Here is a 25,222-nt window from a genome sequence, read left to right as displayed (position 1 = left end):
TTATTAGCAGATTATTGTTTGTCCAATTTGGTCAGGAAATCATTAGCGTGCTGCAAATGTGCTTTTCGCTTGCTTTCTTCCATGTTGTCGAATTTGCGGATGAGCATGCCTAAGCGTGGGTTTTTCAGGAAGAACTTTCTGTTTTTATCCATAGAACGCCAGAACAGTCCGTCCCAGGTTTGCTGCCAGTCGCCTTTGGGGAAGTCGCTCATTTTCATCAGATAATTACTGCCGCTAATGTAAGGTTTGGTTGCCAGGAGGCCACCGTCTGCGAACTGGCTCATGCCATAGATATTAGGGACCATTACCCAGTCATAGGCATCGATAAAAAGCTCCATAAACCAGCGATAAACGTCATCCGGGTCGAATTCGCACAATAGCATGAAGTTTCCCAGCACCATTAAGCGCTCAATGTGATGGCAGTAACCGATATCGAGGACTTTCTTAATAACAATATCAACCGGCTCGATGCCCGTTGTGCCGGTCCAGAACGACTCTGGGATTTTGCGTGTATAGCCCCAATAATTTCGCGTCCGCTCTATGCTGCCTTTGTATTCATAAACCCCATGCATAAACTCCCGCCAGCCAATGATCTGCCGGATAAAGCCTTCCAGTGAATTGAGCGGAATGTCATTTTTTCGGGCATATTTCAAGGTTGCGTTGATGACCTTCTTAGGCGTTAGTAAGCCTGTATTCAGCATGGGCGTCAACACGCTGTGATGGAGAAAATGTTCTGTGACAACCATGGCATCCTCGTATTTGCCAAATTCCTCAAAACGCTTCTCCATAAACTGATCGAGCCAGGCCTCGCTTTCTTCGGTGGTGATCGGGAAGCGGATTCCGTCCGGAATGTTTCCGTAATTGTCCTTAAAATGTTGCTCGACATAGCATCTTGCTTCGTCATAATGCTCATTTGAAGCCGGGAAGTGAATTGTCGGCGGCACTTGTTTTTTAGGGAATTTTAATCGGTTTTCCGTGTCAAAACTCCATTTACCGCCTTCCGGGTCACCGTCTTCGTCCAGCAGGATCTTGTATTTTTTGCGCTGAGTAGTGTAAAAATCTGCCTGGAAATATCTTTTCTTGTTCATGAAATACATTTCCAGATCTTCTTTGGAATTCACGAACATCGGCGTTTCAAACTCGATCAGCTCGATATTGTTCATCTTTGCAGATGTTGAAAGTCGTTTTTGGAGCCAGTTATCGGTAACATCCACATAGAAAACTTCTTCAACACCCTTTTTTTTAAGCATAGGAACCAGTTTCCGGACATCAGCCAGCGGATCTTGCGCGTCAATGTAATGCACATTTAATTTCTGGCTTTCTAAATGCAGCTTGTAAGCCTGCATAGAAGCGCGGTGGAAAAATAATTTGTGCTTGTGAAATGAAAATTGGTTGAAATAAAGATCCTCTTCTACCAGAAAAACGTCTCTTCCCGCTGCAACAGCCGGATGCGGATGAAACAACTGATGCGGAAAAATTAACGTAATTGCCTTCATTTGCTATTCATTATCGATACATGCCGACCAACTTCCTTACTAAAATCATGCGAATCGTTACATTCTTGCTCTTAACCTGTTTTGTTTCTGTTTGTTCTGCTCAAAACAGCTTCCGCGTCGTTCCGCTGGGGGTTAGGGGAGGCGGGGATGATGGAAACTTGTCGGCTTACATGGTCGCACCGGTGAATTCCAATGCTTATGTTTGCCTGGATGCGGGGACTGTGACGAATGGGATTTCAAAAGCATTGACTAACAAGGCATTCTCTGTTCCTGCGGATGTTGTTTTGAGAAAATATATCAAGGCTTATTTAATCTCCCACCCACATCTGGATCACGTTTCGGGCATGGTGATCAATTCGGTGGAAGACACGGCAAAGAACATTTATGGCACTGAATATTGCATTGAAACGCTGAAAAGCCATTATTTCAATTGGAAAAGCTGGCCTAACCTGACGAACGAGGGCGCGAGTCCGGCTTTGAAAAAGTATAGTTATAAAATGCTGGGAGAAGACCAGGAAGTTGACATTGAGCAGACGGAAATGTTTGTAAAAATATTCAAACTAAGTCATTCCAATCCCTACGAAAGCACTGCATTTCTGATCCGGAAAGGCGAAAAATATGTCTTGTATTTTGGTGATACGGGTCCGGATGAAATTGAGAAGTCTGATAAAATGCAGCAGGTCTGGAAAGCGGTTGCGCCGCTGGTGAAGGCAAAACAGCTGGCGGGAATATTTTTAGAAGTATCTTATCCTAACAAGCAGCCGGACAGACAATTATACGGCCATTTGACGCCCAAATGGCTGATGAAAGAATTGAATGTGCTGGCAGAAATTTCCGGCGCAGGAAGTTTGAAGGGCCTGAATGTGATTATCACACATATGAAGCCGACGGCAGATAATGAGTCGCAAATTAAGGCAGAACTGGCGAGTGATAATGCGCTTGGATTAAACCTTATTTTCCCGGAACAGGGCAAAGCATTTGAATTGAAATAACAACTTCCGGACCGAAATAACATTCACCCGGAAGTTGAAAGCACTATTTTTTAGCAGGAACCGGCGTCGGATGCACAGGCACTTTGAGCTCCATTCCCAGCTTTTCGTTGAATTTTTCTATCAGGTAAGCGGAAAGCAACGGAGAAGCCTCTTCATGATTTTGGTGGACAAAAAAGTAAATGTTCTCAATTCCTTCTTCCACCCACAATTTCAATCGCTCAAACCAGTCATCCAGCCTCGTATAATCCGAATCCACATTGGCACCATTATAACGCACGAATGCAGTCGGAGTGGTCAGACGCATGTGCAGTAAGTCGCGGCGACCGGCAGAATCTGTGACAATGTGGGTAATGTTGTTTTTTTCTAAAACTTCGTAAAGCTCTTCGCTGTTGAATGAGCCGTCGTACCAGCCTGTGTGGCGTAGTTCCAATGCAAGCGGGAAGCCGGAAGGCCATTCTTCCAGGTATGCTTTCAAAACGTCCCAGTTTTTCGGGCCGAAATTGTCGGGCATCTGGAGGAAGAGCATGCCCAGTTTTTCCTGCAAATGTGCGATGCCATCCAGATACACTTCTGTGGGCTCTTTCGCATCTTTCAGGCGTTTCCAATGGCTAATGCCCTGATGCAGTTTTGGGAAAAACCGAAATTCAGCAGGCGTTTTATTATACCAGCTTTCAATCGTTTCAACAGGAAAGTTGTTATAAAAAGTCGCATTCAGTTCAATGCTGTTAAATTGAGTTGCATAGTAACCTAGCTCGTCCTTTGTTCCTTTTGGATAAAAACTTTTTAAATCTGCCTTGTTCCATTTAGCGCAACCAATGTAAATATTCGGCTTCCCTTTCTTTGCGTCCTTCAACAACTTCTTGTTAGCGGCCGCATCGTCCGGCAACTTAAAATCAACGTCTTCTGGATTATCAACTTTTCCGAATTTCATGGTCTATGTCTAAAATGAATCAATGATATATTATTATTAGAAATTTCCGTCGGTTTCAACCGACGGGAAAATTTTCTTTTTTATCGGCCGAAATCATCTTGGACGCGGACGATATCGTCTTCATCGGATGGATTTGCGGCATCTGTATGTTTCCAGATTTCGGATACAAAACCCCATTCATCAACCCCTACCAGGCGATGACGCTCTCCTTTTTGTAGTTCCACAACTGTCCCGATCGGCAATTGGCGTAATGGTGTTTCTTCGTCTGTATCGCTGATCACAATGCCCGCATTGCCGCCAATTACCTTCCAAATTTCAGCGCGACGGTGATGATATTGCCAGGAAAGACGTTTATTAGGCGCTACAACCAATATTTTAGGGCTCAGTTTTTCGTAACCTGCAAAATCTTCAAGTGATAAATGAGGGAAGAATGTGGATATGAATTTCGGTGCCTCCGTTTCTTCCAAAACAAAAAAACCGCCCCACGGCCGCGAATGATCCTTGCTTACAACTGTGAAACCCAGTTCGTCTATAAACTGCTGAACTTTGGCAAATACAACATCCTTATCGGCTGTTGCGGTGAAAGATTGTATCATAAATTGTGATGTTGGTAAAATCAGTGATGGTTTCAAAATTAGGATAAAAAACAAAAAGATGCCCCAAAATATTCAGGGCACCTTTTGAATTATATCTACTAACTTATATTATTTATCCCACCAAACTTTGGTAGTGAAGTCGTCAGGTAATGTTGCCCCGGTTTGGTAATTCGGGTTTCCTGCCACTTCGTTGGTTGGGTAGCGAAGTCTTACCGGGATTGTTCCGCCTGTTACGTTGCCTGGATAGTTGGTTGGTGTCAATTTTGGGAATCCCGTTCTTCTCCAGTCGGACCATGCTTCCCACCAATTGAAGAATTTGTTCACCCACATTTGCTCACCAATCATTTCAAGGGCTGGTTTTGTAACGCCATAAGGATAGGTCGTCAGATATTTGGCAGCCGCTGCGTCGGACACCGTCAGGGATGCGTCGAATGGCGTGTACATTTGCATAGAAGCCTTCACGCCGGCCTCATAATGTGATTTGGCTGTGCCTGCAATGCCGGTTCCAATCTTTCTCTCAATGGCCTCAGCAAGCAGGAATTCTACTTCTCCATAATTCATAATCATATATGGATCAGAATCTTGCAGCATTTTTGAGTTGATTCTCGAATAGGTTGTAGAGACATCGATCGGCTTCTTGTTTTCTAATTTTTCAAGCATGGCCAGATCATATCCGTTGGGCATTCCTTTTTGCTTCACCGGGTCTGTAATCACCGTCCCGCTGCCGATTCCACCGCTGATGATCATCAAACGCGGATCATCGTCTGTGGCAACAGCCTGGTTTGCGCCCTTCAGGAAATTAACCAATGTCGCACTCAAATAAGTAGGCTGACCGCCATCACCCGCATCAAACGCACGCGAAATACCGTTCTGATTCACCCACTCGCTCGGGCCATCGGCCATTTTTACCCATACATTGTCTGCATTGCTTGTGAAAACACCTCCCGCAGCTGCCTTGGTCACATAAGTTGCCGCTTTGGCCGCATCCACATTTGAAATACGCATTGCCAGTCGAAGCATTAAAGAATAACCCCATTTCTTCCATTTGGCAATGTCACCATTGTAGATAAAATCCGCTGCTTTGAACCCCTCGTCCGGATTGGACGTGCTTAATGCTGCTGTTGCCTCATCGAGCTCTTTCAGCAAGTCGGCATAGATAACATCCTGCGTATCGTATTTCGGGAAGAATATTCCTTCAATGCCCTTGTTTGCTTCGGAATAGGGGATGTTTCCATATAAATCTGTCAGACGGGCGAAGCTGAATGCACGGAGGATCCGCGAAGCTTCGCGCGTGTTTTTGTACTTGCCTTCCGCAAAACCACCCGGACCGGACTGTTTCAGGATCTCAGCAATATTTTTGAGCTGATCATTGTAGGTAAATTCAAATGGCGCAGCGTTTGTTTCCGCATTAACAGTGTATTTATCGCCAGGCGCAATGCCGCCGCCCGAGTTGGCCAGGTGCTGAATGGCATAGGAAAACATGCCGATGTTAGTCCGCCAGTCGATGTAGCGGTTGTCGCCTGTTGTACCATTGGAAGCAATGCCGAGTTCAGCCGATGTAAAAATGAAGTTCAGATTTACTTCGTTCAGGGCCTGCGGGTTAATGTTCAGATCGTGCAATTGTTTGGTATCACATCCTGTCACCAAGGCCACTGCCAATCCGTATTTTATATATTTTTTCAAATTTTTCATCTTTGGTAAATTAGAATGTTGCTCTCAAATTGAAACCGTAGCTGCGTGTCGAAGGAAACCCGAAGTAATCAAAACCCTGGGAGTTACCGTTTGCATAATTGGATTCAGGATCAATGTTCGGCGTGTTTTTGAACAAAATAGCCAGGTTACGACCCACGAATGAAAGTGTCAGGTTTTGCAAAGGCGTTTTGCCAAGCAGCTTTTTAGGGAAAGAATAGCCTACGGTAAGCTGTCTCAATTTGATGAATGATGCGTCGTAGAGATACATTGTGGTTACAGCATTATCGCCTTCACCACCCACGGCTCCCCAGTAATTGTATGCTTCCAGAGGCGTTAATGTTTTCGTAAATGGCTTGTATTCTGTGCCTTCCTGTGTAACACCGGTCACTGTTAGCGGCTCTTCGCCTTCACGGCCCTTCAGGGAGTTTTTGCTAAGTCCCCATTGATCCAACCTCATGTTCGTTCCGGAAAGAATGTCGCCGCCCACTTTGAAGTCAACCAGGAAAGAAAGGTCAAATCCTTTGTAGTTGAATGAGTTGGTTACGCCGCCTGTCATTTTTGCGATACCATTTCCAATCACCTTATAACCTGCCTCACTCACCGGACGACCGTCTTTATCGAATACGGGCTGGCCATCAGGTGACATTTTTTGTACACGTCCCGTGATCATTCCAAACGGTTGGCCCACAACGTTTTTGATAAAAGCATTCCGGGTTCTTGGCTCGTCCATTACCAATTCGGTTGTTCCTTCGATCAGCGATTTAACCTTACTATTGTTTTTTGCAAGGTTTACAGTCAGGTCCCAAACCAGATTGTTGCTTTTCAGTGGCGTTGCAGATAACAAAAGCTCTAAACCGCGGTTCTGTAATTTACCCAAATTCACCGAAGTGCTTCCGAAGCCTGATGCTCGTGAAATCGTAGCATTCAGGATATCGTCCGTGGTTTGCTGATCGTAATACGTGAAGTCAATGCCCAGTTTGTTGTTAAACACCCTGAAATCGATTCCAACTTCCGTCTCTGTAACGGTCAGCGGTTTAAGTGCGGGGTTAGGAATGTTTCCGCCATTGCCCATCGCCTGCGAGAATGATGCCATAGGAATGTTCAGATGCGGGTTTCCGTTCAGGGAATAAGTCAGGTTGTTTTGATAAGCATCAATGGTAACATTGCCTACCTGAGCCCAGGAAGCCCTTACTTTACCATAAGACAGCCAGGATGGAAGCCCTTTGAAGGCATCAGAGAAAACAAAGCTACCACCGACAGAAGGATACAAAATGCTGTTTGTTTCAGGGTTAAGCACGGAGAACCAGTCGTTTCTGGCCGTTGCGGTAAGGAACAGATAACCATCATACGAAACTTCCGCAGATCCCAACAGCGAATTAATGCCGCTTTCCTTAGGCTCATAAGTGAAAGATCTGTCTTTTACGTTGTTCAAAGCCGGGAAAAACTGAACATTAAAGCCGTTTCCGTAAACGTTTGTGTATTCATATTTTCTTCTCATCCGGTTTCCACCCGCAAATGCAGTGAAACCGAATTTGCCAAATTCCTTGCTCGCACCGATTGTATACTCTGCATTAAGCTCCGAAACATTCCAGTTTCCAAGGTTTCTGGCACCACCACGCTGGTAACCGGTTCCTTCGGGTGTGAGGGACTCTGCGCGTCTGCTGTATTTGTCCAAACCAACCCGTCCCTGGATGAAAAGCCAGTCGGTGATCTGATATTTCAACTGACCGGATGTGATAATCCTGTTTTTCTGATCCGATTTGATGAACTGATAAGCAACCCAGTATGGATTTTGACCCCAGTTGTTGCTGGCTTGCTGCATTTCTTCACCCACCGATCTCGACTCAGACACACCCCAGATAGCCAGACTGGCTGGATCGGTGCCTGCTGGAATTGCACCCGGCTTGGCAGGATCTCCGTAATAATCAAGCACATTCTGGTCGCCAGGAATCCGCCAGATCGACTGGATCGCATTACCAGGGGAATCGGAAACATTTGGTCTGTTTTTCGCTTTTTCCTCTGAATAAAGCACTTTGGCATCGAAAGAAAGTCTTTTGCCAAATTTCGACTGCGTTGAAAGTGAAAGGTTAATGCGGTCAAAACCGGAATTAGGGATGATGGTCGTGCTTTTCAGGTTGGTAACCGAGGCGCGGAAATTCTGCGTTTCATTACCGCCTGAGAATGCCAGGTTGTTGGTAAAAGCATGTCCTGTTTTCAGATAACGGGAGAAATTGTCGCCAGCGTAGGAATATGGGTGCATTTTCCCATCGAAACCGATTGCTTCGCTGTTGTCAAATTTTGGTCCCCAGGAATCGTCACCCCAATCATAAGCCTGAGCCTGGTTCGATGGCTTGCTTGCAACACCATTTACGTAACCGCCTGCTCCGTATGAATGTTGCAGATCAGAAAGGTCATTCAGTTTTTCGAAAACATAGTTTGAGCCGAACTCAATGCCGACACCTTTTCTTTTCGTACCACGTTTTGTTGTGACGTTGATAACACCATTGGCTGCACGCGAACCGTAAAGTGCCGCTGCATTGGCGCCTTTTAACACCGTGATCGACTCAATGTCGTCCGGGTTAATACTCGAAAGACCATCTCCTTCATCCGATCCGCCCCAAAGGCCCGCTTGTCCGAAGTTGCTGTTATCCATGGGGATACCATCAATTACATAAAGCGGCTGGTTGTTGCCTTGCAGCGATTTGTTACCACGAATGATCACGCGGGACGATCCGGCCGGGCCAGATGCCACTTTGCTTACATTCACACCTGCAACACGTCCTGCCAATGAATTTCCAAGGTTAGCTTCACGGGCAGCAGTCAGGTTGTTGCCACTCACTTCTGTAATGGAGTAGGCCAATGCACGCTTATCACGACTGATACCAAGGGCCGTTACGACAACTTCATTCAGGGCAGTGGCTTCTGCTGCAAGATTCACATCGAGCACACTCGCATTGACAACAATTTCTTTCGAAACATAACCGATATAGCTGAATGTCAATGTTTTCCCCTTTTCTACTGAGATGGAATATTCACCCTTGTCGTTCGTAGTGGTTCCCCGGGTTGTCCCCTTTACCACCACGTTTACACCGGCGATTTCTCCGCCGGATGCATCACTTACTTTCCCTGATACTGTCATATCCTGTGCATAGCCTTGGAGGGCGAGCATGGAGAGCAGTACCAACACAATGTTCAGTACAAGTTTTTTCATACGCTTTCTTTTTCTGGAAAAATAGGTTAATCAATTCTCAAAAACATTGGATTTTGCAATCCGGCTCAAATATACCACTTCGAAGGGCATACCGTTATAGTTCTTTTTTATCTAAAAATAACACATTTTTGACAGTGGTTGAATGTGTTTTGTACTATTTTTTTGCTCTAAAATGCTCTAAGGCCTTGTTTATCAATATTAACCTTTATGAAAATTGTAAAGGCGAATTTTCCTTGCTGATCCTATTTTCCAGAATGTCGCCTAGCTATATACGTTCAAGTTTTGTTTAGCAGTTTCAGGGGCAAGTTCCCTTGCGTGAGTCAGGTTTTTATGATCTAATGATTGGGCAACTTCTTATACCAGGTTTTCCAGAGGATCACTGCTGAAACGGCCAGTATGGCTGCTGCGATGGCGGTTTGTTTGGGCATGAGCAGCACCAGAAATACAGGTAAGGCGGTAATGGAAGTCTGCGCCGTGATGCCCACTACAACATTAAACATATCCCATTTGAAACGACGGTTGGGCTCAAACGATGGATCCTCAGATTTTACAGCAATGGCCACAGGTTCCCAAAATCCCCACGGTCGAACCGTTTTGTAAAATTTTTTCAATGTATCAAAATCCGTTGCGGGCGTCAGTAATGTGCCGGTTACTGCGCCAATTGTTGAAATGAGCAGGATTATAGGGAAATAAAAAAGCGGGACCATGCCCGGGAAAATGTATGGCGCTGCCAATGCGCAAAGGATGCCGGAGAGCATTCCCCAGAAAAAACCACTGCTATTGAACCTCCACCAATGCCATTTCAAGACATTGGAAGCAATATAACCGCCAAAAAGCGCAGAAACAATCCATTGCAGAATGCTGTTGACGTCTTTCGCCAGGAAACCGAGTAAGATGCTGATCGTCATGACGGCAAGGCCCAGCAGGTAATTCATCCTGGAAATCTGCTTGTTGGTCGCTTTTGGGTTAAAGGATTTTAGATAAATGTCATTAACAAGGTAAGCCTGCGCAGCATTGAATGTCCCGGCAAATGTCCCCATAAAAGCGCCCATCAGCCCAACTAACACCAATCCGAGCAATCCCGACGGAATGTAGGTGTTGAGTACAGCAGGCAGAATCCGCTCAAAATCAGTTTTGTCGGCGATTGAAATGCTGAGATCTTTATAAAATAACAATCCGAGAACGGTAACGCCGATAATGAGCAGGTAACGTGTAGGAAGCAGCACCACATTCACGATCATGCTCATAAGGGCAGCCTCGCGCGGTGTTTTTGCCGACAGGACTTTTTGCATATCATAGCTCGGAACAGGCCCGGCCAAACTCGCCAAAATGCCCTTGGCCGTCATCAACGCAAAGAAATAACCAAAAGGTGAGAAGCCGTTGGCCTTGATTTTTTCGTTCACCTCAGGAATATGCGTGCTCCAATCCAGATCCAGTTCTTTGCCAAAAAACAGATTATCCCAGCCCATCGGCACAGGCAGCGATCGGGCATCGTGCAACGCGGTCATAGCAATGACAGCAATGGCGACAGATACGACAACCATGATCGCATAATGGATCAGATCGGCCCAGACGATACTTTTCATGCCACCGAGTAGTGAATAAAAAACCGTAAACAATGTAAAAATGACGCCATAAACATGCGCTGCATATGCCGCACTAATTGTAAAAGGTAAATACGGCTGGACAAAACGCCACGGAATAAAAATTTCGATAAACTTGCCCAATCCGACAAATCCGTAGGCCATAAAACCCAGACAGCTCAGGAGCGCGAAGGCAATAATGGTCTTGTGCGATGGCAGCGCATCTTTTTTATCCCCAAACCGTGTGAGCATCCATTCAGCACCCGTTGAAACATTGGATCGACGCAACCAGATGGAAAGGTACACCATCATGAATATCTGATTAAAAACCGGCCATAACCACGGCAGCCAAATGCTTTTTACGCCGTAAATAAACATGATGGAAACCATCCAGACGGTTCCGGAGATATCAAACATTCCCGACGCATTGGAAACACCCAACATCCAGAACGGCATGGATCTCCCGCCAAGCATGTAATCATTTTTACTCTTTTGCGCCTGTCTTTTGAGTATGATTCCAATCACCGTTACCAGCAGCAGATAGGCAATGATGACAAGGAAATCAAGCAGTTTTATTTTCATGAAAAATGTCCGGCGTCCATGGAATTCTTATCACAGTGAATTTAGAATACTAATGACAGATTCCAATATGTAACGCCAATTCTTCCCCTTGTTCGTCGATGAATTTTATCACTAAATCATTATATTTAGCACATTCTGTAACCAAGATCTGTATGAGTGAAATTTACCGTGAAATTACCCCACTGACTCAGTATGACTGCTTTACAATCTTTGCCAGGAAAAAAACCGTTTTTGATTTCCCTTTACACAGCCACGATGAATTTGAGCTGAACCTTGTGCTGTCGGGTAAGGGCGTGAAGCGGATCGTAGGGGACCATACCGAGGTGATTGACGATGCGGAGCTGGTGTTGGTTGGAAATAATTTGCCGCATGGGTGGTTGACGAATGCGTATAAATGGCAGGAAGGCATTCCCGAAGTGCAGGAGATTACCGTTCAGTTTCATCGCGACTTGTTTGACGACAAATTCCTTGAACGCAACCAGCTGTTTTTCGTACGCTCACTGCTTGAAAAATCGTCGAAGGGAATCGCATTTTCCAGAGAAACCATTGAACGCATTACGCCCAGGCTCACGGCCCTTGTTCAAAAGAGTGGTTTTGATTCTATTCTTGAATTGATGTCTATCCTGCACGATCTGTCCGTTTCCAGAAACATGCGAACGCTTTCAAACAGCACGTTTACAGGCGAAAACGTCAATTATAACAGCAGAAGGATCGAAAAAGTGTTTGCCTATATGCGCGATAATTACGACAAAGAGATCAATCTGGAAGGCATTTCTAAGCTGGCCGGCATGTCGGAAGTTTCATTTAGTCGATTTATCAAAAAACGGACTGGCAAGACATTCATTGAAAGCCTGAATGAGATAAGGCTCGGCCATGCATCACGCTCGCTGATTAATACGACTAACACGATTTCGGAGATTGCTTACAAATGCGGGTTTAATAATTTGTCCTATTTCAACCGGATTTTCAAGAATAAAAATGGCTGCACGCCAAAGGAATTCCGGGACAATTATTCGGGGACGAGGACATTTATATAAAACAGAAAGCCCGGTTAATGTATAAACCAAAAGGCCCGGTTAAGATTGCTTAACCGGGCCTTTTGTATAAATATCAGAACTATACTTTCAGCATCCAGCCAAATGTATCTTCCTCTTTGCCAGTGCGTAAATCCGTCAGGTAACGCTTTACTTTATTGACAAATGAATCTTCTTTGATTTCAGGAAGCGGATAATCCACGCCTTCGTAGGCAATGCTCGCGAACGGAGAGATCACAACCGCCGTTCCAGCACCGAATGCAGCTTCCAGACTTCCGTCTTTCAGGCCGTCAATGATTTCTTTCACACTTACCCGGCGTTCTTCCACCGGAATGCCCCAGTGCTGTGCAATGGCAACGATGCTTTTACGCGTGATGCCGTCCAATGTGGTTTCGGAAACATATGGCGTCACCAGTTTGCCATCCAGGATAAACATAATGTTCATCGTTCCGGATTCCTCAATGTACGCATGCTCACGCGCATCGGTCCAGATCAGTTGATCGTAACCCTCCTGCTGCGCCAGTTTCGCCGGATACAATGAACCTGCGTAGTTTCCTGCGCATTTGGTTGCGCCCACGCCACCTTCGGCAGCACGGATGAAATGCGTTTCCACTTTTACCCGCGGAGGCTTCGCATAATACGTGCCAACCGGGCTTGTGAATATGATAAAGTAGTAAGAATCAGAAGGTTTTACACCAATATAGGGGTCCGTAGCGAACATATAAGGGCGAATATATAGCGAGCAACCTTCTTGTGAAGGCACCCAATCCGCATCCTGACGAAGCAATTCTGTAAGCCCGCTCATAAAGATTTCTTCCGGGATCGTAGGCATGCAAAGGCGTTCTGCAGATTTATTCAGTCGTTTCCAGTTATCAATTGCGCGGAAAAGAAGCACTTCTCCTTCGGCACTTTTATAGGCTTTCATGCCTTCGAAAATAGCCTGACCGTAATGCAGCGCGGCTGTTGCAGGACTTAGCGCGAGATCACCATAAGGGACGATCCGGAGGTCTTGCCACTGACCTTCGCGATACTCGGCGATAAACATGTGGTCGGAAATGTTCCGGCCAAAAACGAGGTTATTGAAATCAACCTCTTGCAAACGTGAATTTGTTGTCTGCTGAACCTCTATTTGCAACGTGTCGGCTGTCATAATGCCAAAAATTTAGATTGCGGATATTGTTTTTTGAGGAAGTTTTGCGGCTTTCCTAAGTCCCGCAATTTAAAAAAATAAATCTATAAACAACGGATATTTAGTATAACAATTATTTTTTTGGGGCGACCCTCGGTTTCCACGTAACTTCATCAATTTCCAGCTCATAAGTCATGGCGCGGCAGAGCATAAATAAATAATCCGAAAGCCTGTTCAGGTAACGAACCACAATATCCTCGACCTCTTCTCCCTGCTGCAAATAGATCACCGCCCGCTCGGCCCGCCGGCAGACAGTCCGCGCAATGTGCCCAAACGAAACGGACGGATGCCCGCCCGGCAACACAAATGCTCTTAACGGTGGAATTTGAGAATCAATCAGGTCCATTTCCGTTTCCAGTAACGCCACATCATCATCCAGCAAATCCGGCAAAACCCGTTGCACCTGATCCGATTCGGAGGCCAGATGCGAGCCGATCGTAAAAAGCCGGTCCTGAATCTCTTTCAAGAGATCCCGCCGCTGCTCATTAACCGGCTGATCGCGCAACATTCCGATATAACTATTCAGCTCATCGACTGTGCCATAAGCATCAATCCGCACATGCGCCTTACTCAATCGCGTACCGCCGATAAGGGACGTCGTTCCTCTGTCACCTGTTTTGGTGTATATTTTCATTTTTACTCATTTCAAATATTTCCTGAAGCGTATAATTTTTCGCATTAGGATCTAATAATTCCTTTTCAATTGCCTTCATCTCCGCCTTCGTATGCTGATTTCGGATTACAGCGATTGTCTTAGTTTTTTGCTCTTTCATGGTAAAGTCGTCTAGTTTGTGTATTCGCAGGCCAGCTGCTTATGGGTCGGATTTTTTCGTTACTGACAGTGAAGATAACAACGTTAATTCTTCCTAAGTTGCTTAAACCGATAGCTCTGTATCTCTGCTCGGCAGCAACGTGGTTGCCTTTTCGGTAGATTACAAATGGATCTAAAAAAACGCTTTCCACTTCACTTATGGTATTTTCTCGACTTGGATAGTCTTCTATAACATGTTTAATATTATAGCTATCCCATTCAAATTCAATCATTAAATATATGTATAGTGTGTTATGAGAATGTCAACTTTCAAAGTTAACATTTATAATCATTAACGTTCTCCAATTAGGTTTTGGAAACTCCCCAACCTAATTTTGCAGCCAAATTTACTATGGCGATAAAACCTTCCGAGGTTACTGATTCATGAAAGTTACAACATTTGTTATAAAAGTATGGCGCTGGATGTCTTTGATCCTGGTGATCGGGGCGCTGGTATGGACGTATTCGGTTTTTCCGCAGACGGTTGCAGTTGATTTCTCAGACAATGGTCTGGCTGAAAAATATCTTGAAAAAGAGCACATTTTTTACATTGTCATGGCACTGTTTCTGCTTAATAACGTGCTGATCACTGGCTTGGCCCGCCACATTCCTAAAGTGGACCCGATGCATTTGCCAATTTTGAACAAGAAAGTGTGGGCACAGCACCGCGAAGCATTGAACGAGCATTTGATCAACTGGCTTTACTGCCTCGTTGCGGTCATCAACACGATCATCGGCATGAGCCTTTTCGCACTCGCGACCGTTAATAGTCAGCAATATAAGCTCGATGTTTTCGATTTTTCCTGGCTGTATTATGTTGGTTTGGGACTAATGATCATTGTTTTCCTTTTGCCATTAAGATTGCTGTGGACACCGGCTCCCGAGGATAAATTGTAGAAAAAGGAATGGAAGAAGCAGAACCCCAAGGCAACGAAAATCTCGAAGACTCCTGGCTCAAAGCAGCAGAATCCATTCGTTTGGAAGATTACACTTATGACCTTCCCGACAACCGAATCGCAAAATACCCGCTCGAAAACCGAGATCATTCCAAGCTTCTGATTTATAAATCCGGCGAAGTCGCGCACAAGCGTTTTACCGATTTGCCCGAAAACCTGCCTGCAAAAACCCTTCTTGTCTTCAACGACACCAAAGTAATCCCGGCAAGGGCCTATTTCAAAAAGGAGACTGGAGCGGTTATCGAAATCCTATTGCTGCACCCCGAGCTGCCGACTCGTGTAATCAACGATGCAATGCTGGTTAAGGATTCGTGTGTTTGGGAAAGCATGATTGGCAACAAAAAGCGCTGGAAGTTAGCAGATCAGCTGACTACGAACATTGATATTAACGGTCAGCAAGTTAGTCTGTCCGTCAATTACGAGGATTACGACCAAAATCTCGTTCGCCTGACCTGGACTGGCGACTTTGTCTTTTTGGACATTGTAAAAGCCCTTGGCGAGATTCCATTGCCCCCATACCTGAACCGCAACACGGAAGCACGCGATTCGGAATCGTACCAAACCGTCTACGCCCACCACGACGGCGCCGTTGCAGCACCAACAGCCGGACTACATTTCACGCCAGAGGTTTTCCAAAAGCTTGAATCAAAGGGTGTAAAAAAATCGTTTCTAACGCTTCACGTAGGTGCAGGCACATTCCAGCCCATCAAAGTCAGCTCGGTAACCGAGCATCGGATGCATTCCGAGCAGGTTGTTTTCACTAAGCAACTAATCCTTGATTTGCTCGGAAACATCCAAAGCATTGTTCCGGTCGGCACAACATCACTGCGGTCTTTGGAAAGTTTATATTGGTTTGGTGTAAAGCTGTTTCGCCAGGAAACCACGGAATTTTTTATCGAAAAACTCTATCCCTATCCGTTCAAAGAGAATGATTTGCCATCGCCCGATGGAGCATTGCAAGCAATCCTAACCTTTATGGAGGAACAAAACACCGACCATATTGTTGGCGAAACCGAAATCTTCATCTTCCCGGGCTACAAATTCCGACTTTGCCAGGGCTTGGTCACCAACTTTCACCAGCCTGGCTCTACGTTAATTCTCCTAGTAGCGGCCCTAACTGGCCAGGATTGGAAACGCATTTACGCCGAAGCATTTGAGAAGGGTTATCGGTTTTTAAGTTATGGGGATTCTTCGCTGTTGTGGCGGGAGGATTGAGCGATTTGAAAATCCTCAGATTTTGATGTAATTTGTTTTGAAAAAATCAACCGATATGGGACACGCACAAATTTCAGAGCAAAAATACACCGTAGCAGAATACCTGGAAATGGAGGAGAAAAGTGAAGTTCGTCATGAATTTTACGATGGAGAAATTTTCGCCATGGCAGGGACGACTATGAATCATAATGACATAGTGGACAATGTCCGTTCACTGCTGAAAAAGATTTTTATTCCAAAAGGATGTCGGGTTTTTGCTGAAAACATTAAGGTTGAGGCCGTTCAAAATTTTTTCTATCCCTATCCTGATGTAATCGTTACCTGTGCAAAGGCAGATATAAATGGGACATACATTGTTAAGCACCCCAGTATATTGGTCGAAGTCCTTTCGAAAAGTTCAGCAACTTACGATCGTGGGTTCAAACTTAGAATGTATAAAGGAATTCCATCCCTTGAACATTACATGTTGGTTTCTCAAAACGAATTTTACGTCGAGTTGTTTAGCCGCACGGAGCAACCGGACATTTGGACTTACCAAACTTTCGATCAACCCACCGATATTATCAGTTTTGAATCTCTAAATTTTGAAATAACACTCTCAGCGATTTACGAAAACATTGTTTTCATCCCCGACGAAGAGATTATTTAAATCACTTCACCCCAACAACTGCACTCTTCTCAGAAACCCCATTCTCATTAAACGCCTCAATGGCAAAGTAATAAGGCACGCCGACGTTCAATGCTCTCAGTTCAAATGTGTTAGGCTCATCATCCCAAAATTGGTAAGTCTGATATAATTTATCTGGTGCGATTCCCCAAAGGACATTATAGCCGGTCACGCCCGGGACTTTTTCCCATTTTAAATCTGCATTTCTGGTATCTTTTTGGCGGATGGCTGTGAAGTTTGCGGGGGTTTGTGGCGCTTTGCCGAAGCCGTTTCCAAAAACGCGAAATTCGCTGATGGCCAGATTAGGCGATGCGACGTAAATGTGTTCATAACGAACGTAACGCGCTTTTACAGGTTTGGCGAGCTCAATGTATGCGCAGGGCCGGTCTCGTTTGGGCTCATTCGTAAGGTCGCTGGCGACGTCCCATTTTTTTCCGTCGTTGGAAGTCAGGATTTTGAATTGGGTGTAGACGACTTCTGGTTTGTTGTCGAAAATGTCCGATTTGTAATCTGCGTAATTGACTTGGAGTGCTTTAATTTCCTGCTCTTTTTGTAGGTCAATGGTGAGGGTTTCGCCTGGTTTATTCTGTTTGGCAACCCAGAATGTCCTTGGATTTTCGTCCGTGATTTTGGCGGCGGACATGGTGTCCATGACGGAGGATGCTGTGACGGCTTTTTTGTAGGAAAGCAGCATCCAGCCAGTGAATAACTCGTCGCCTTTTCCTTCCCATTTTTTGGTTGTCATTTTATGTGGAAAATCGCCGAACCGAGTGTTGGCGAACATTTGGCCATCTTTATCAAAACCGGCTGCATATCTTACAATGCGCCTTTCCATGCCCCAATTGAAGCCGATCCACGACGTTCCGGTGTTCCAGTAATTGCCATAATTATCCTGAAATGTATTCCCATGTCCGGCACCGGTCGCAAAGCCGCCGGGCTTGTAGGAAACCGGGTTGTACGGCGCATAAGTGAATGGCCCTAGCGGATCGTCACCGACATAGGTGCCATTTGCATAAACATTATATTCTGTTCCTGGCGCGCCGTATTGCAGGTAATATTTGCCATTATGCTTGGTCATCCAGGCGCCTTCGGTAAATGGTTTGAAGGGATCGGAATGGTTCGGGCCGAAGCGTTCCCAGCCGTGCTCGTATTGATTTAGCCAAAACATCGCCTTGTATTGATCTTTAAAGGCCAATTTTTTGCTATGGTCGAGCTCTGCGCCGAAAATCGGATACACATTCGACGAACCCCAATACATGAACCACCTGTCAGTGTCAGGGTCATGGTAAATGGCTGGGTCCCAAGGACCAATGTCCTTCGGAAGGCGCGGCGTCCAGCGGTTGTAAAACTCCCAGATGCCCTTTTCGGGCGCAACGGAATAAAGGATAGGACGCGATTCGAAAGTGGATTGGAATAAAAACAATGTGTCCCGCGCAGAAACCGCCGCCGGTGCGCACATATCCTCGAAAGGCCAGCGGTTGGCGGTCAGATATTTCCAGTTGATCATATCCTTAGAATGCCAGTAACCGCCCTGAATAGTCACAAACATGTAGTAATCACTGCCTTTGCCCGAAACTTTATGATTAATGATCACCGGATCAGCACCGGAACGGTAACTTATTTTCTCATTTAGCTGCTCAAAATTGTATTTGTAATCAATGTCCATCGGATTACAATAGGTCATTTGCGCGGAAACTGGCTGACAAACAACGGCCAGTAATGTGCAGAAAAAGGCATTTCGGAGATATCGAATCATTAGTATGTGAGCTTTCTGTGCAGAATAATCTTTTAATGTTGCTAAAATAGACACTTTCGCGGTAAACTGATAACCTTTACCTTTGCGCTTCGATTTTGAAAAAAGTAACACCTTTGATAATGACGACTGATTTTATTGCCGAATTGCGCTGGCGCGGAATGTTGCACGATGTGATGCCCGGAACGGAAGAACAACTGAACAAGGAAATGACGGCCGGTTATATCGGTTTTGATCCCACGGCTTCTTCGCTGCACATCGGCAACTTGGCAACAATCATGCTGCTCGTTCATTTTCAACGTGCTGGCCATAAGCCATTTGCGTTGATTGGCGGGGCTACGGGAATGATCGGTGATCCGTCGTTCAAGGCTTCTGAACGGTCGTTTTTGGATGAAGATACATTGCAGTTTAACCAAGAAGGCATTCGGAAACAATTGGAGCGTTTTCTGGATTTTGACTGCGGTGAGAATTCTGCCGAAATGGTCAATAATTACGATTGGTTCAAAGATATTGGCTTTTTGCAGTTTCTGCGTGAGGCAGGTAAGTTTTTGAGTGTCAATTATATGATGTCCAAAGATTCGGTTAAGAAGCGTCTGGAAACAGGGATATCATTTACTGAGTTTTCTTACCAATTATTACAAGGCTACGATTTTTATCATTTATATAAAACCAAAAATATTCGGCTGCAAATGGGTGGTTCGGATCAGTGGGGCAACATTACGACCGGAACGGAGATCATCCGTCGCAAAGAAGGTGACGAAGAAGGCTATTTCAAGGCCTACGCGCTCACAACGCCCCTTTTGACCAAATCCGACGGCTCCAAATTCGGCAAAAGCGAAGGCGGGAACATCTGGCTCGATCCTGAAAAAACATCGCCTTACGAGTTCTATCAATTCTGGCTCAACCAGGCCGACGAGGACTTGCCGCGTTATTTGAAGGTTTTTTCTTTCAAAAACAAAGAGGAAATCGAAGCACTCGAAGCAAGCCACGCCGCCGAGCCGCATTTGCGCATCATGCAAAAAGCCCTGGCATGCGAACTCACGATCCGAATCCATTCAGAACGGGCCTACCAAACCGCCCTGAAAGCCTCAGAAGTGTTATTCGGCAAAGCGACATTGGAAACATTACAAAGCATCGAAGCCGACGAATTCGACACCATCTTCGCCGGCGTCCCCCAAACCGAAATCACCCAAGCCGAATGGAGCGAAACCGCTAACATTACTGACTTGATTTCTACGGTTACAAAATCTGAAATCTACGCTTCAAAAGGCGAGGCAAGAAGGGCGATTCAGCAGAATGCAGTTAGTGTCAATAAGGTGAAAGTTACTGCTGCAGAGCAGGTTTTGAGTGATTTTAGCTTGTTGCAGGATCGGTTTTTATTGATATCTAAGGGGAAGAAGAATCATTTGGTTCGGGTTGTTTAGTTATTAAATTGTAGAGGCTCTTATCCAGAGCCTCTATTTCATTATATGAGTATTTAGTTTTTAAAGTCTTGAAAAAATCTATTGTTACTTGTAGGAAAATCTTACAAATTTTTTGCTTTTGAATGTCAAAATCGTTTAGTTCGATCGAAGAAGCTTTTGCTTGGTTTTTAGAGCACGTTTATAAAGATCTTCCGCCCGAAGAGAAAAAAGGCGAGTTGGTAAGTGCTTGGCGAAGTTTCAAATTTAACCAAGGCATATCGCAGAAGCGTATGATCTCCATATTAGAGCGTTATGGCTTTAATGTGAATATTTCAGTGACATATAAAAAGTAAATTTTTTTGCTCAGAATTTGTAAGATTTTCCTACATATTTCAAACTATAACCACTATTAATGATGATCATCAAATCTAAGTTTAACAAGGATCTTGAATCTTTCTCAGAGGCAGAGGTCAATCTATTATTTCAGCAGCATGAAATGGTGAAAGAATTCTTCAAAAGAGACGGAAGCGCGGAAATTGTGAATTCGTTAAATGCCTTAATTGAGGCATTTCTGTTCACGGAAAACTTGGAGAATGTATCGACGGAAATGCGGATTCACATTGCCAATCAATTGCGTGTGGTTACTTTGATTACTAAATTAGGAGAAACAAGCGCTATGCTTTGACTCAAAGTTTACCGCAAAAAAGCCATTAAGGCCGGTTATTCATTCATTTTGACATTGGTAATGCGACCTGCTATATTGTAGGCCATTAGCACGCAATAATTTGCGAATTTATAGTGCTAATCTATTGTTTAACTATTCATCAACTTAAATAAATCTATGCTACACACGATTACGATAGAAACAAAGAGTGAGACAGAATTTGAGCAGATTAAGGATTTTGCACAAACGTTGCACGTCCCCTTCAAAGAGTCACATGAGACGGAACTTAGCGTAGAGGAACGTTTAAATTTGCTTGATCAGATATATTGGGAGGGCGAGGAAACGGGTGATGAACTCAATGCTATGATTTATGGTGCTAGACAATCCAGCTCTCGGGATGTCGAACTCTGATAGATTTTTGCTTGATACTAATATTTGTATTCATGCGCTTAAAAGCGATTTCGGCATCAAACAAAAGATTCGCCAAGTCGGCATTGATGCATGTTTTCTGTCAGAAATTAATGTTGCCGAGCTGTTATTTGGTGTTGAAAACAGTTCTGAGCATCGTCGTCAACTGAATCGCCAGCAATTCGAAAGCTTTCAAGGAATTTTTAAAGGAAGGATTTTGCAAATCAGCGAGGTCCTGAATGAATATGCTCGTCAAAAGACCAGTCTCCGGAGAAAAGGAAGACCAATAGAGGACTTTGATCTATTAATCGGAAGCACTGCTATCGTTCATAACTTAATTCTTGTGACGCGAAATACCCGACATTTTGCAAATATGCCGGGCATTCAGCTTCAAAATTGGATTGACTAATTACGACTTCCCAGTAAAACTATTCAAAACCGGAGCCGCCGTTGGATTATATTGGTATGACTGCCAGGTGTGATCCTCGTAAATTTCTACAATCCGGTAACCTTTGTATGTTGTTCCCCAGTTGCCGCCGAAGTGGCCGTCGAAGAAGTAGGGTTTTTTGCCGTAGATTTTGGTGCTGTCCTGGTCGTGGTCGTGGCCGTTGAAGATGGCTTTGACGTTGGGCGTGTTCTCGAAAAGGTCGATGACTTCTTTGCATTCGATTCCGTTCACGGTCCATTTGGCGGGGGTGATGTGCAGGAATACGAAAATGCCTTTTTTGTCTTTATGTTTGGCGATTTCGTTTTTTAGCCAGGTTGCGTCCGGGCACACGTATTCGCCTTTTTCATTGGATGTATCGCCGATGATGAATGCGTATTCACCTTTGGCAAAACTGTGATTGGTAGGATAACCCCAGGTGCTTTGCCACACGTCCAGGCCAACTTTGTCATGATTGCCGCGACTTACGTAAAACGGCACGCTGAGGTTGCTGATGGTATTTTTGAAATCATATAACAATGTCGGATCGTCGTGGATGAGGTCGCCGTTGAAGAATAGAAAATCGACTCCTTTCTGCATTTTTTCGCGATTTACCCAGCTTATTAAGTCCGTGTGGAATTGCTTGAAATCGGTGTTTGGCTGGCCGTAATGTCCGTCAGAAGCGACGATGAACCGCATCGAAATTCTGGCGGGAACATTGTTTTCCTTTGGTTTTGAAATGAATGAAAGGCCTGGCAATGCGGGTAAAAGTTTGAGAAAAGAGCGGCGTTTGAATGTCATTGTATCGTTCAGGTTTGGGTCTTTCAGGGGTGGTGATATTATTCCAAAAATAGTTATTCGCGAAGGATATTTTCTTTATTCTTGCACCTTGTTAAGAATATTTAATATAAAAATCAATTCATGGATCGCTTAATCCTGCAAAAAGCAGCCTCATATTGTGCTTACCAGGAAAGGACGCAAGATGAGGTGCGGCAACGCCTGAAAAAGTGGAATGTGTGGGGCGACGAAGCCGATGAGCTCATTGCAGAGCTGATTTCAATGAATTATCTGAGTGAAGAGCGCTTTGCCAAAACTTATGCAGGCGGGAAATTCAGGGTTAAAAATTGGGGCCGGATGAAGATCCGGCAAGAGCTAAACCGCCGCGGATTGAGCCAGTATAGCATTGAAAAGGGAATGGGGGAGATTGAGGATAAGGCGTATGTGGAGGGATTGAAAATGCTTTTGGAAAAGAAGAAAAACTTGCTTGTGAAGACGGAGGTTGATCCTTTCAAGCTGAAACAGAAGTTGGTAAGGTTTGCACTTGGGAAGGGTTATGAGAGTGAGTTGGTTTGGAAGGTTGTTGAGGAGTTGCTGGTTTAGAAGCTTGTTACCCTGAGCTTTGCTCTGTCAGCCTGAGCGTAGTCGAAGGCACGTTACCCAGGAGTAGCGCGCCTTCGACTACGCTCAGGCTGACAGAGGCTTATTTAAGCAACATTTTACTTAAAAATCGGAATCAAAAGAAATCTTATGTCCTGAATCTTTATCCTTCACACCACTCATTACACCGGCTTTCTGATATTCTCCAACTCGCTTCTCAAAGAAGTTGGTCTTTCCTGGAAGGGAGATTAACTCCATAAAATCGAATGGGTTAGCAGAGCCAAATTGTTTTTCGCAGCCCAATCTTTCCAGCCAGAAATCGGCGATGTATTCGATGTATTGATTCATTAGGTCTGCATTCATGCCTATTAGGGACACGGGCAATGCTTCGCTTACAAATTCCTTCTCTATTGTAACGGCGTCCATCATGATTTCAATCACGCGTTCTTGCGGTAACTGGTTCACAATGTGACGTGTGTAAAGTAGACAAGCGAATTCGCAGTGCAAGCCTTCGTCGCGTGAAATAAGCTCATTCGAGAAGGAAAGCCCAGGCATTAAGCCGCGTTTTTTGAGCCAGAAAATGGAGCAGAATGATCCGGAGAAGAAGATTCCTTCCACGGCTGCGAATGCGATGATTCTTTCTGCGAAAACAGGACTATTGATCCATTTCAATGCCCATTCCGCCTTTTTCTGAACGCACGGAATTGTATCGATCGCTCTAAGCAAATGGTCTTTCTCAGACGGATCTTTAATGTATGTGTCGATAAGCAGCGAGTAAGTTTCGGAATGGATGTTCTCCATCGCAATCTGGAAGCCGTAGAAACATTTGGCTTCGGCATATTGTACTTCGCTCAGAAAGTTGACCGCCAGGTTCTCATTAACAATCCCATCCGAAGCCGCAAAGAATGCAAGCACGTGCGAGATAAAATGCCTTTCACCGTCGTTCAGGTTCTCCCAGTCTTTCATATCCTGAGAAAGGTCGATCTCTTCGGCCGTCCAGAAAGACGCTTCGTGGCGTTTGTACATTTCCCAGATATCGGAATGTTTGATCGGAAATAACACAAACCGCAAAGGATCTTCTACTAACAGGGGTTCCTGTCTGGTAAGTTCTTGTGACATAAGTATTTAAAAATTTTTACGAGGACCTGATGTATAATTTCTTGAATTGCCCTGGCCGGATTTGCAGGGCTGGAGAAAACAAATCTACACGCTTTGCTTTGAAAATTCAAGGAGAAACGGATCAAATTGAATTCTTATTTTGGGGATATTCTTAGGACGAATAAGCTAACTTTGTCGCGCTCACATCACTTTAAATCCCGCTTACATTGAAGATTTCCGGCTTTACGATCATTAGGAATGCCATCATTAACGACTACCCGATTGTAGAAGCGATCACGTCCATATTGCCTGCTGTGGACGAAATGCTGGTGAGCGTAGGGTTGAGCGATGACGATACATTGGCGCTGATCAAGGCGATTCCATCACACAAAATCAGGATCGTCGAATCGGAATGGGACATGTCGTTGCGGGAAGGCGGAAAAGTGCTGGCAGTGGAAACAGACAAGGCTTTGAAGCAAATTTCACCCGATTCGGACTGGGCATTTTACATTCAGGGCGACGAAGCGGTGCATGAGAAATATCACAAAACCATTATCGAAGCATGCCAAGAACATTTGAATGATGAGCGGGTTGAAGCGTTGCTGTTTGATTATGTGCATTTTTATGGCACTTACGATTACATTGGCGACAGCAGAAAATGGTATCGCCGCGAAATCCGTATTATAAGGAATGAAATGAATCAGAAAGGTCAGCCTATTTCAGCTTATCGTGATGCGCAGGGTTTTCGGAGAGGCAATCAGAAATTGAATGTGAAGCATTCGGGCGCGGCGGTATATCATTATGGCTGGGTGAAAAGTCCGGCACAGATGAAAACCAAGATGAAAAATGTAAGCCGTTTTTGGAATGAGGGCGAGACTTGGGAGAAGATTCTGGAATCGGACGATGTTTTCAATTATGAAGAATTTGATTCTCTAAAACGTTTCGAGGGCACGCATCCCGATGTGATGCAAGAACGCATTGGCCGCCAAAACTGGAAGGTGGAACTAGACACTTCGAAGAAGCGGTTCAAGCTTAAAGATGCAATGCTTTACTGGTACGAAAAGCGGACGGGCAAGCGGCTGTTTGAGTTCAGAAATTACAGGTTATTGTGAATACAGCGTTTAAATGACTATAAACGGA

At 44.8% G+C, this 25,222-nt stretch carries 24 protein-coding genes; 11 read left to right on the top strand and 13 right to left on the bottom strand.

Translation table 11 applies throughout. The features are described 5' to 3' along the window. Nucleotides 1–11: 11 nt before the first annotated feature. Nucleotides 12–1,496 carry a cryptochrome/photolyase family protein gene (locus G395_RS0123945; protein WP_026632384.1) on the bottom strand — a complete coding sequence of 495 codons (1,485 nt, stop codon included), beginning with the start codon at nucleotides 1,494–1,496 and terminating at the stop codon, nucleotides 12–14. Between the two features lie 47 nt (nucleotides 1,497–1,543). Here G395_RS0123945 and G395_RS0123940 point away from each other — a divergent pair, with 47 nt between their 5' ends. Then, entirely contained in the window at nucleotides 1,544–2,488 is a 945-nt protein-coding gene (locus tag G395_RS0123940) for an MBL fold metallo-hydrolase (protein WP_035361960.1), read from the top strand. 43 nt (nucleotides 2,489–2,531) lie between these two features. On the opposite strand, the gene G395_RS0123935 is transcribed toward G395_RS0123940, so the two are convergent. From G395_RS0123935 to G395_RS0123915, 5 genes are all read right to left on the bottom strand, one after another. Further along, the gene (locus tag G395_RS0123935) at nucleotides 2,532–3,419 is read right to left on the bottom strand and encodes a DUF72 domain-containing protein (protein WP_026632382.1); all 888 of its coding nucleotides are present in this window, start codon (nucleotides 3,417–3,419) and stop codon (nucleotides 2,532–2,534) included. An 80-nt stretch (nucleotides 3,420–3,499) separates the two neighbouring features. Continuing rightward, complete coding sequence (locus G395_RS0123930) at nucleotides 3,500–4,015, bottom strand: cupin domain-containing protein (RefSeq protein ID WP_026632381.1); 516 nt, start codon at nucleotides 4,013–4,015, stop codon at nucleotides 3,500–3,502. 108 nt (nucleotides 4,016–4,123) lie between these two features. Then, a complete protein-coding gene (locus G395_RS0123925; protein WP_026632380.1) occupies nucleotides 4,124–5,707 on the bottom strand; it encodes a SusD/RagB family nutrient-binding outer membrane lipoprotein in 1,584 nt (527 codons plus the stop codon). Between the two features lie 10 nt (nucleotides 5,708–5,717). Continuing rightward, a complete protein-coding gene (locus G395_RS0123920) occupies nucleotides 5,718–8,918 on the bottom strand; it encodes a SusC/RagA family TonB-linked outer membrane protein (RefSeq protein WP_026632379.1) in 3,201 nt (1,066 codons plus the stop codon). Between the two features lie 335 nt (nucleotides 8,919–9,253). Next, entirely contained in the window at nucleotides 9,254–11,083 is a 1,830-nt protein-coding gene (locus G395_RS0123915; protein WP_026632378.1) for a sodium:solute symporter family protein, read from the bottom strand. Nucleotides 11,084–11,235: 152 nt separating this feature from the next. Here G395_RS0123915 and G395_RS0123910 point away from each other — a divergent pair, with 152 nt between their 5' ends. Beyond that, nucleotides 11,236–12,120, top strand: a complete 885-nt coding sequence (locus G395_RS0123910; RefSeq protein WP_026632377.1) for an AraC family transcriptional regulator — start codon at nucleotides 11,236–11,238, stop codon at nucleotides 12,118–12,120. A 79-nt stretch (nucleotides 12,121–12,199) separates the two neighbouring features. On the opposite strand, the gene G395_RS0123905 is transcribed toward G395_RS0123910, so the two are convergent. The 4 genes from G395_RS0123905 to G395_RS33130 all read right to left on the bottom strand — a co-directional run bounded on the left by G395_RS0123905 (nucleotide 12,200) and on the right by G395_RS33130 (nucleotide 14,350). Next, the gene (locus tag G395_RS0123905; RefSeq protein WP_026632376.1) at nucleotides 12,200–13,267 is read right to left on the bottom strand and encodes a branched-chain amino acid aminotransferase; all 1,068 of its coding nucleotides are present in this window, start codon (nucleotides 13,265–13,267) and stop codon (nucleotides 12,200–12,202) included. Nucleotides 13,268–13,379: 112 nt separating this feature from the next. Beyond that, complete coding sequence (locus G395_RS0123900) at nucleotides 13,380–13,940, bottom strand: cob(I)yrinic acid a,c-diamide adenosyltransferase (protein ID WP_026632375.1); 561 nt, start codon at nucleotides 13,938–13,940, stop codon at nucleotides 13,380–13,382. After that, nucleotides 13,915–14,079 carry a hypothetical protein gene (locus G395_RS32250; protein ID WP_157486796.1) on the bottom strand — a complete coding sequence of 55 codons (165 nt, stop codon included), beginning with the start codon at nucleotides 14,077–14,079 and terminating at the stop codon, nucleotides 13,915–13,917. Before G395_RS32250 ends, G395_RS0123900 begins: the two co-directional genes overlap by 26 nt. Further along, the gene (locus G395_RS33130; RefSeq protein WP_035361955.1) at nucleotides 14,060–14,350 is read right to left on the bottom strand and encodes a BrnT family toxin; all 291 of its coding nucleotides are present in this window, start codon (nucleotides 14,348–14,350) and stop codon (nucleotides 14,060–14,062) included. Before G395_RS33130 ends, G395_RS32250 begins: the two co-directional genes overlap by 20 nt. 151 nt (nucleotides 14,351–14,501) lie before the next feature. Here G395_RS33130 and G395_RS0123890 point away from each other — a divergent pair, with 151 nt between their 5' ends. From G395_RS0123890 to G395_RS0123880, 3 genes are read left to right on the top strand one after another with little or no spacing between them, the layout of a single operon-like run. Then, nucleotides 14,502–15,014, top strand: a complete 513-nt coding sequence (locus G395_RS0123890) for a hypothetical protein (RefSeq protein WP_026632374.1) — start codon at nucleotides 14,502–14,504, stop codon at nucleotides 15,012–15,014. Between the two features lie 8 nt (nucleotides 15,015–15,022). Continuing rightward, complete coding sequence (locus G395_RS0123885) at nucleotides 15,023–16,288, top strand: S-adenosylmethionine:tRNA ribosyltransferase-isomerase (RefSeq protein ID WP_051350340.1); 1,266 nt, start codon at nucleotides 15,023–15,025, stop codon at nucleotides 16,286–16,288. Nucleotides 16,289–16,343: 55 nt separating this feature from the next. After that, on the top strand, nucleotides 16,344–16,937 hold the full coding sequence (locus G395_RS0123880; protein WP_026632372.1) for a Uma2 family endonuclease: 594 nt from the start codon (nucleotides 16,344–16,346) through the stop codon (nucleotides 16,935–16,937). Between the two features lies 1 nt (nucleotide 16,938). Here G395_RS0123880 and G395_RS0123875 read toward each other — a convergent pair whose 3' ends face one another. Beyond that, a complete protein-coding gene (locus G395_RS0123875) occupies nucleotides 16,939–18,711 on the bottom strand; it encodes a discoidin domain-containing protein (protein ID WP_026632371.1) in 1,773 nt (590 codons plus the stop codon). A 119-nt stretch (nucleotides 18,712–18,830) separates the two neighbouring features. Between G395_RS0123875 and tyrS the strand changes: the two genes are divergently transcribed. The 4 genes from tyrS (at nucleotide 18,831) to G395_RS0123850 (ending at nucleotide 21,592) form a co-directional block, all read left to right on the top strand. After that, entirely contained in the window at nucleotides 18,831–20,132 is a 1,302-nt protein-coding gene (gene tyrS, locus G395_RS0123870; RefSeq protein ID WP_026632370.1) for a tyrosine--tRNA ligase, read from the top strand. Nucleotides 20,133–20,254: 122 nt separating this feature from the next. Further along, nucleotides 20,255–20,464, top strand: a complete 210-nt coding sequence (locus G395_RS0123865; RefSeq protein WP_026632369.1) for a hypothetical protein — start codon at nucleotides 20,255–20,257, stop codon at nucleotides 20,462–20,464. Nucleotides 20,465–20,523: 59 nt separating this feature from the next. Next, nucleotides 20,524–20,796, top strand: a complete 273-nt coding sequence (locus G395_RS0123860) for a hypothetical protein (RefSeq protein WP_026632368.1) — start codon at nucleotides 20,524–20,526, stop codon at nucleotides 20,794–20,796. A 349-nt stretch (nucleotides 20,797–21,145) separates the two neighbouring features. Further along, nucleotides 21,146–21,592: a type II toxin-antitoxin system VapC family toxin gene (locus tag G395_RS0123850; protein ID WP_229204273.1), complete on the top strand. Its 447-nt coding sequence runs from the start codon at nucleotides 21,146–21,148 to the stop codon at nucleotides 21,590–21,592. Here G395_RS0123850 and G395_RS0123845 read toward each other — a convergent pair whose 3' ends face one another. Beyond that, entirely contained in the window at nucleotides 21,593–22,408 is an 816-nt protein-coding gene (locus G395_RS0123845) for a metallophosphoesterase family protein (protein ID WP_026632365.1), read from the bottom strand. A gap of 120 nt (nucleotides 22,409–22,528) precedes the next feature. Between G395_RS0123845 and G395_RS0123840 the strand changes: the two genes are divergently transcribed. Beyond that, entirely contained in the window at nucleotides 22,529–22,987 is a 459-nt protein-coding gene (locus tag G395_RS0123840; RefSeq protein WP_026632364.1) for a regulatory protein RecX, read from the top strand. Nucleotides 22,988–23,107: 120 nt separating this feature from the next. On the opposite strand, the gene G395_RS0123835 is transcribed toward G395_RS0123840, so the two are convergent. Next, on the bottom strand, nucleotides 23,108–24,103 hold the full coding sequence (locus G395_RS0123835; protein ID WP_026632363.1) for a ribonucleoside-diphosphate reductase small subunit: 996 nt from the start codon (nucleotides 24,101–24,103) through the stop codon (nucleotides 23,108–23,110). 206 nt (nucleotides 24,104–24,309) lie between these two features. Between G395_RS0123835 and G395_RS0123830 the strand changes: the two genes are divergently transcribed. Further along, entirely contained in the window at nucleotides 24,310–25,194 is an 885-nt protein-coding gene (locus G395_RS0123830; protein WP_026632362.1) for a hypothetical protein, read from the top strand. Nucleotides 25,195–25,222 lie beyond the last annotated feature (28 nt).

Source organism: Dyadobacter alkalitolerans DSM 23607 (assembly GCF_000428845.1).
Taxonomy (GTDB): Bacteria; Bacteroidota; Bacteroidia; order Cytophagales; family Spirosomataceae; genus Dyadobacter; species Dyadobacter alkalitolerans.
The sequence above is the reverse complement of the archived record's forward strand: the minus strand, read 5'-3'. Positions and strand labels throughout refer to the sequence as shown.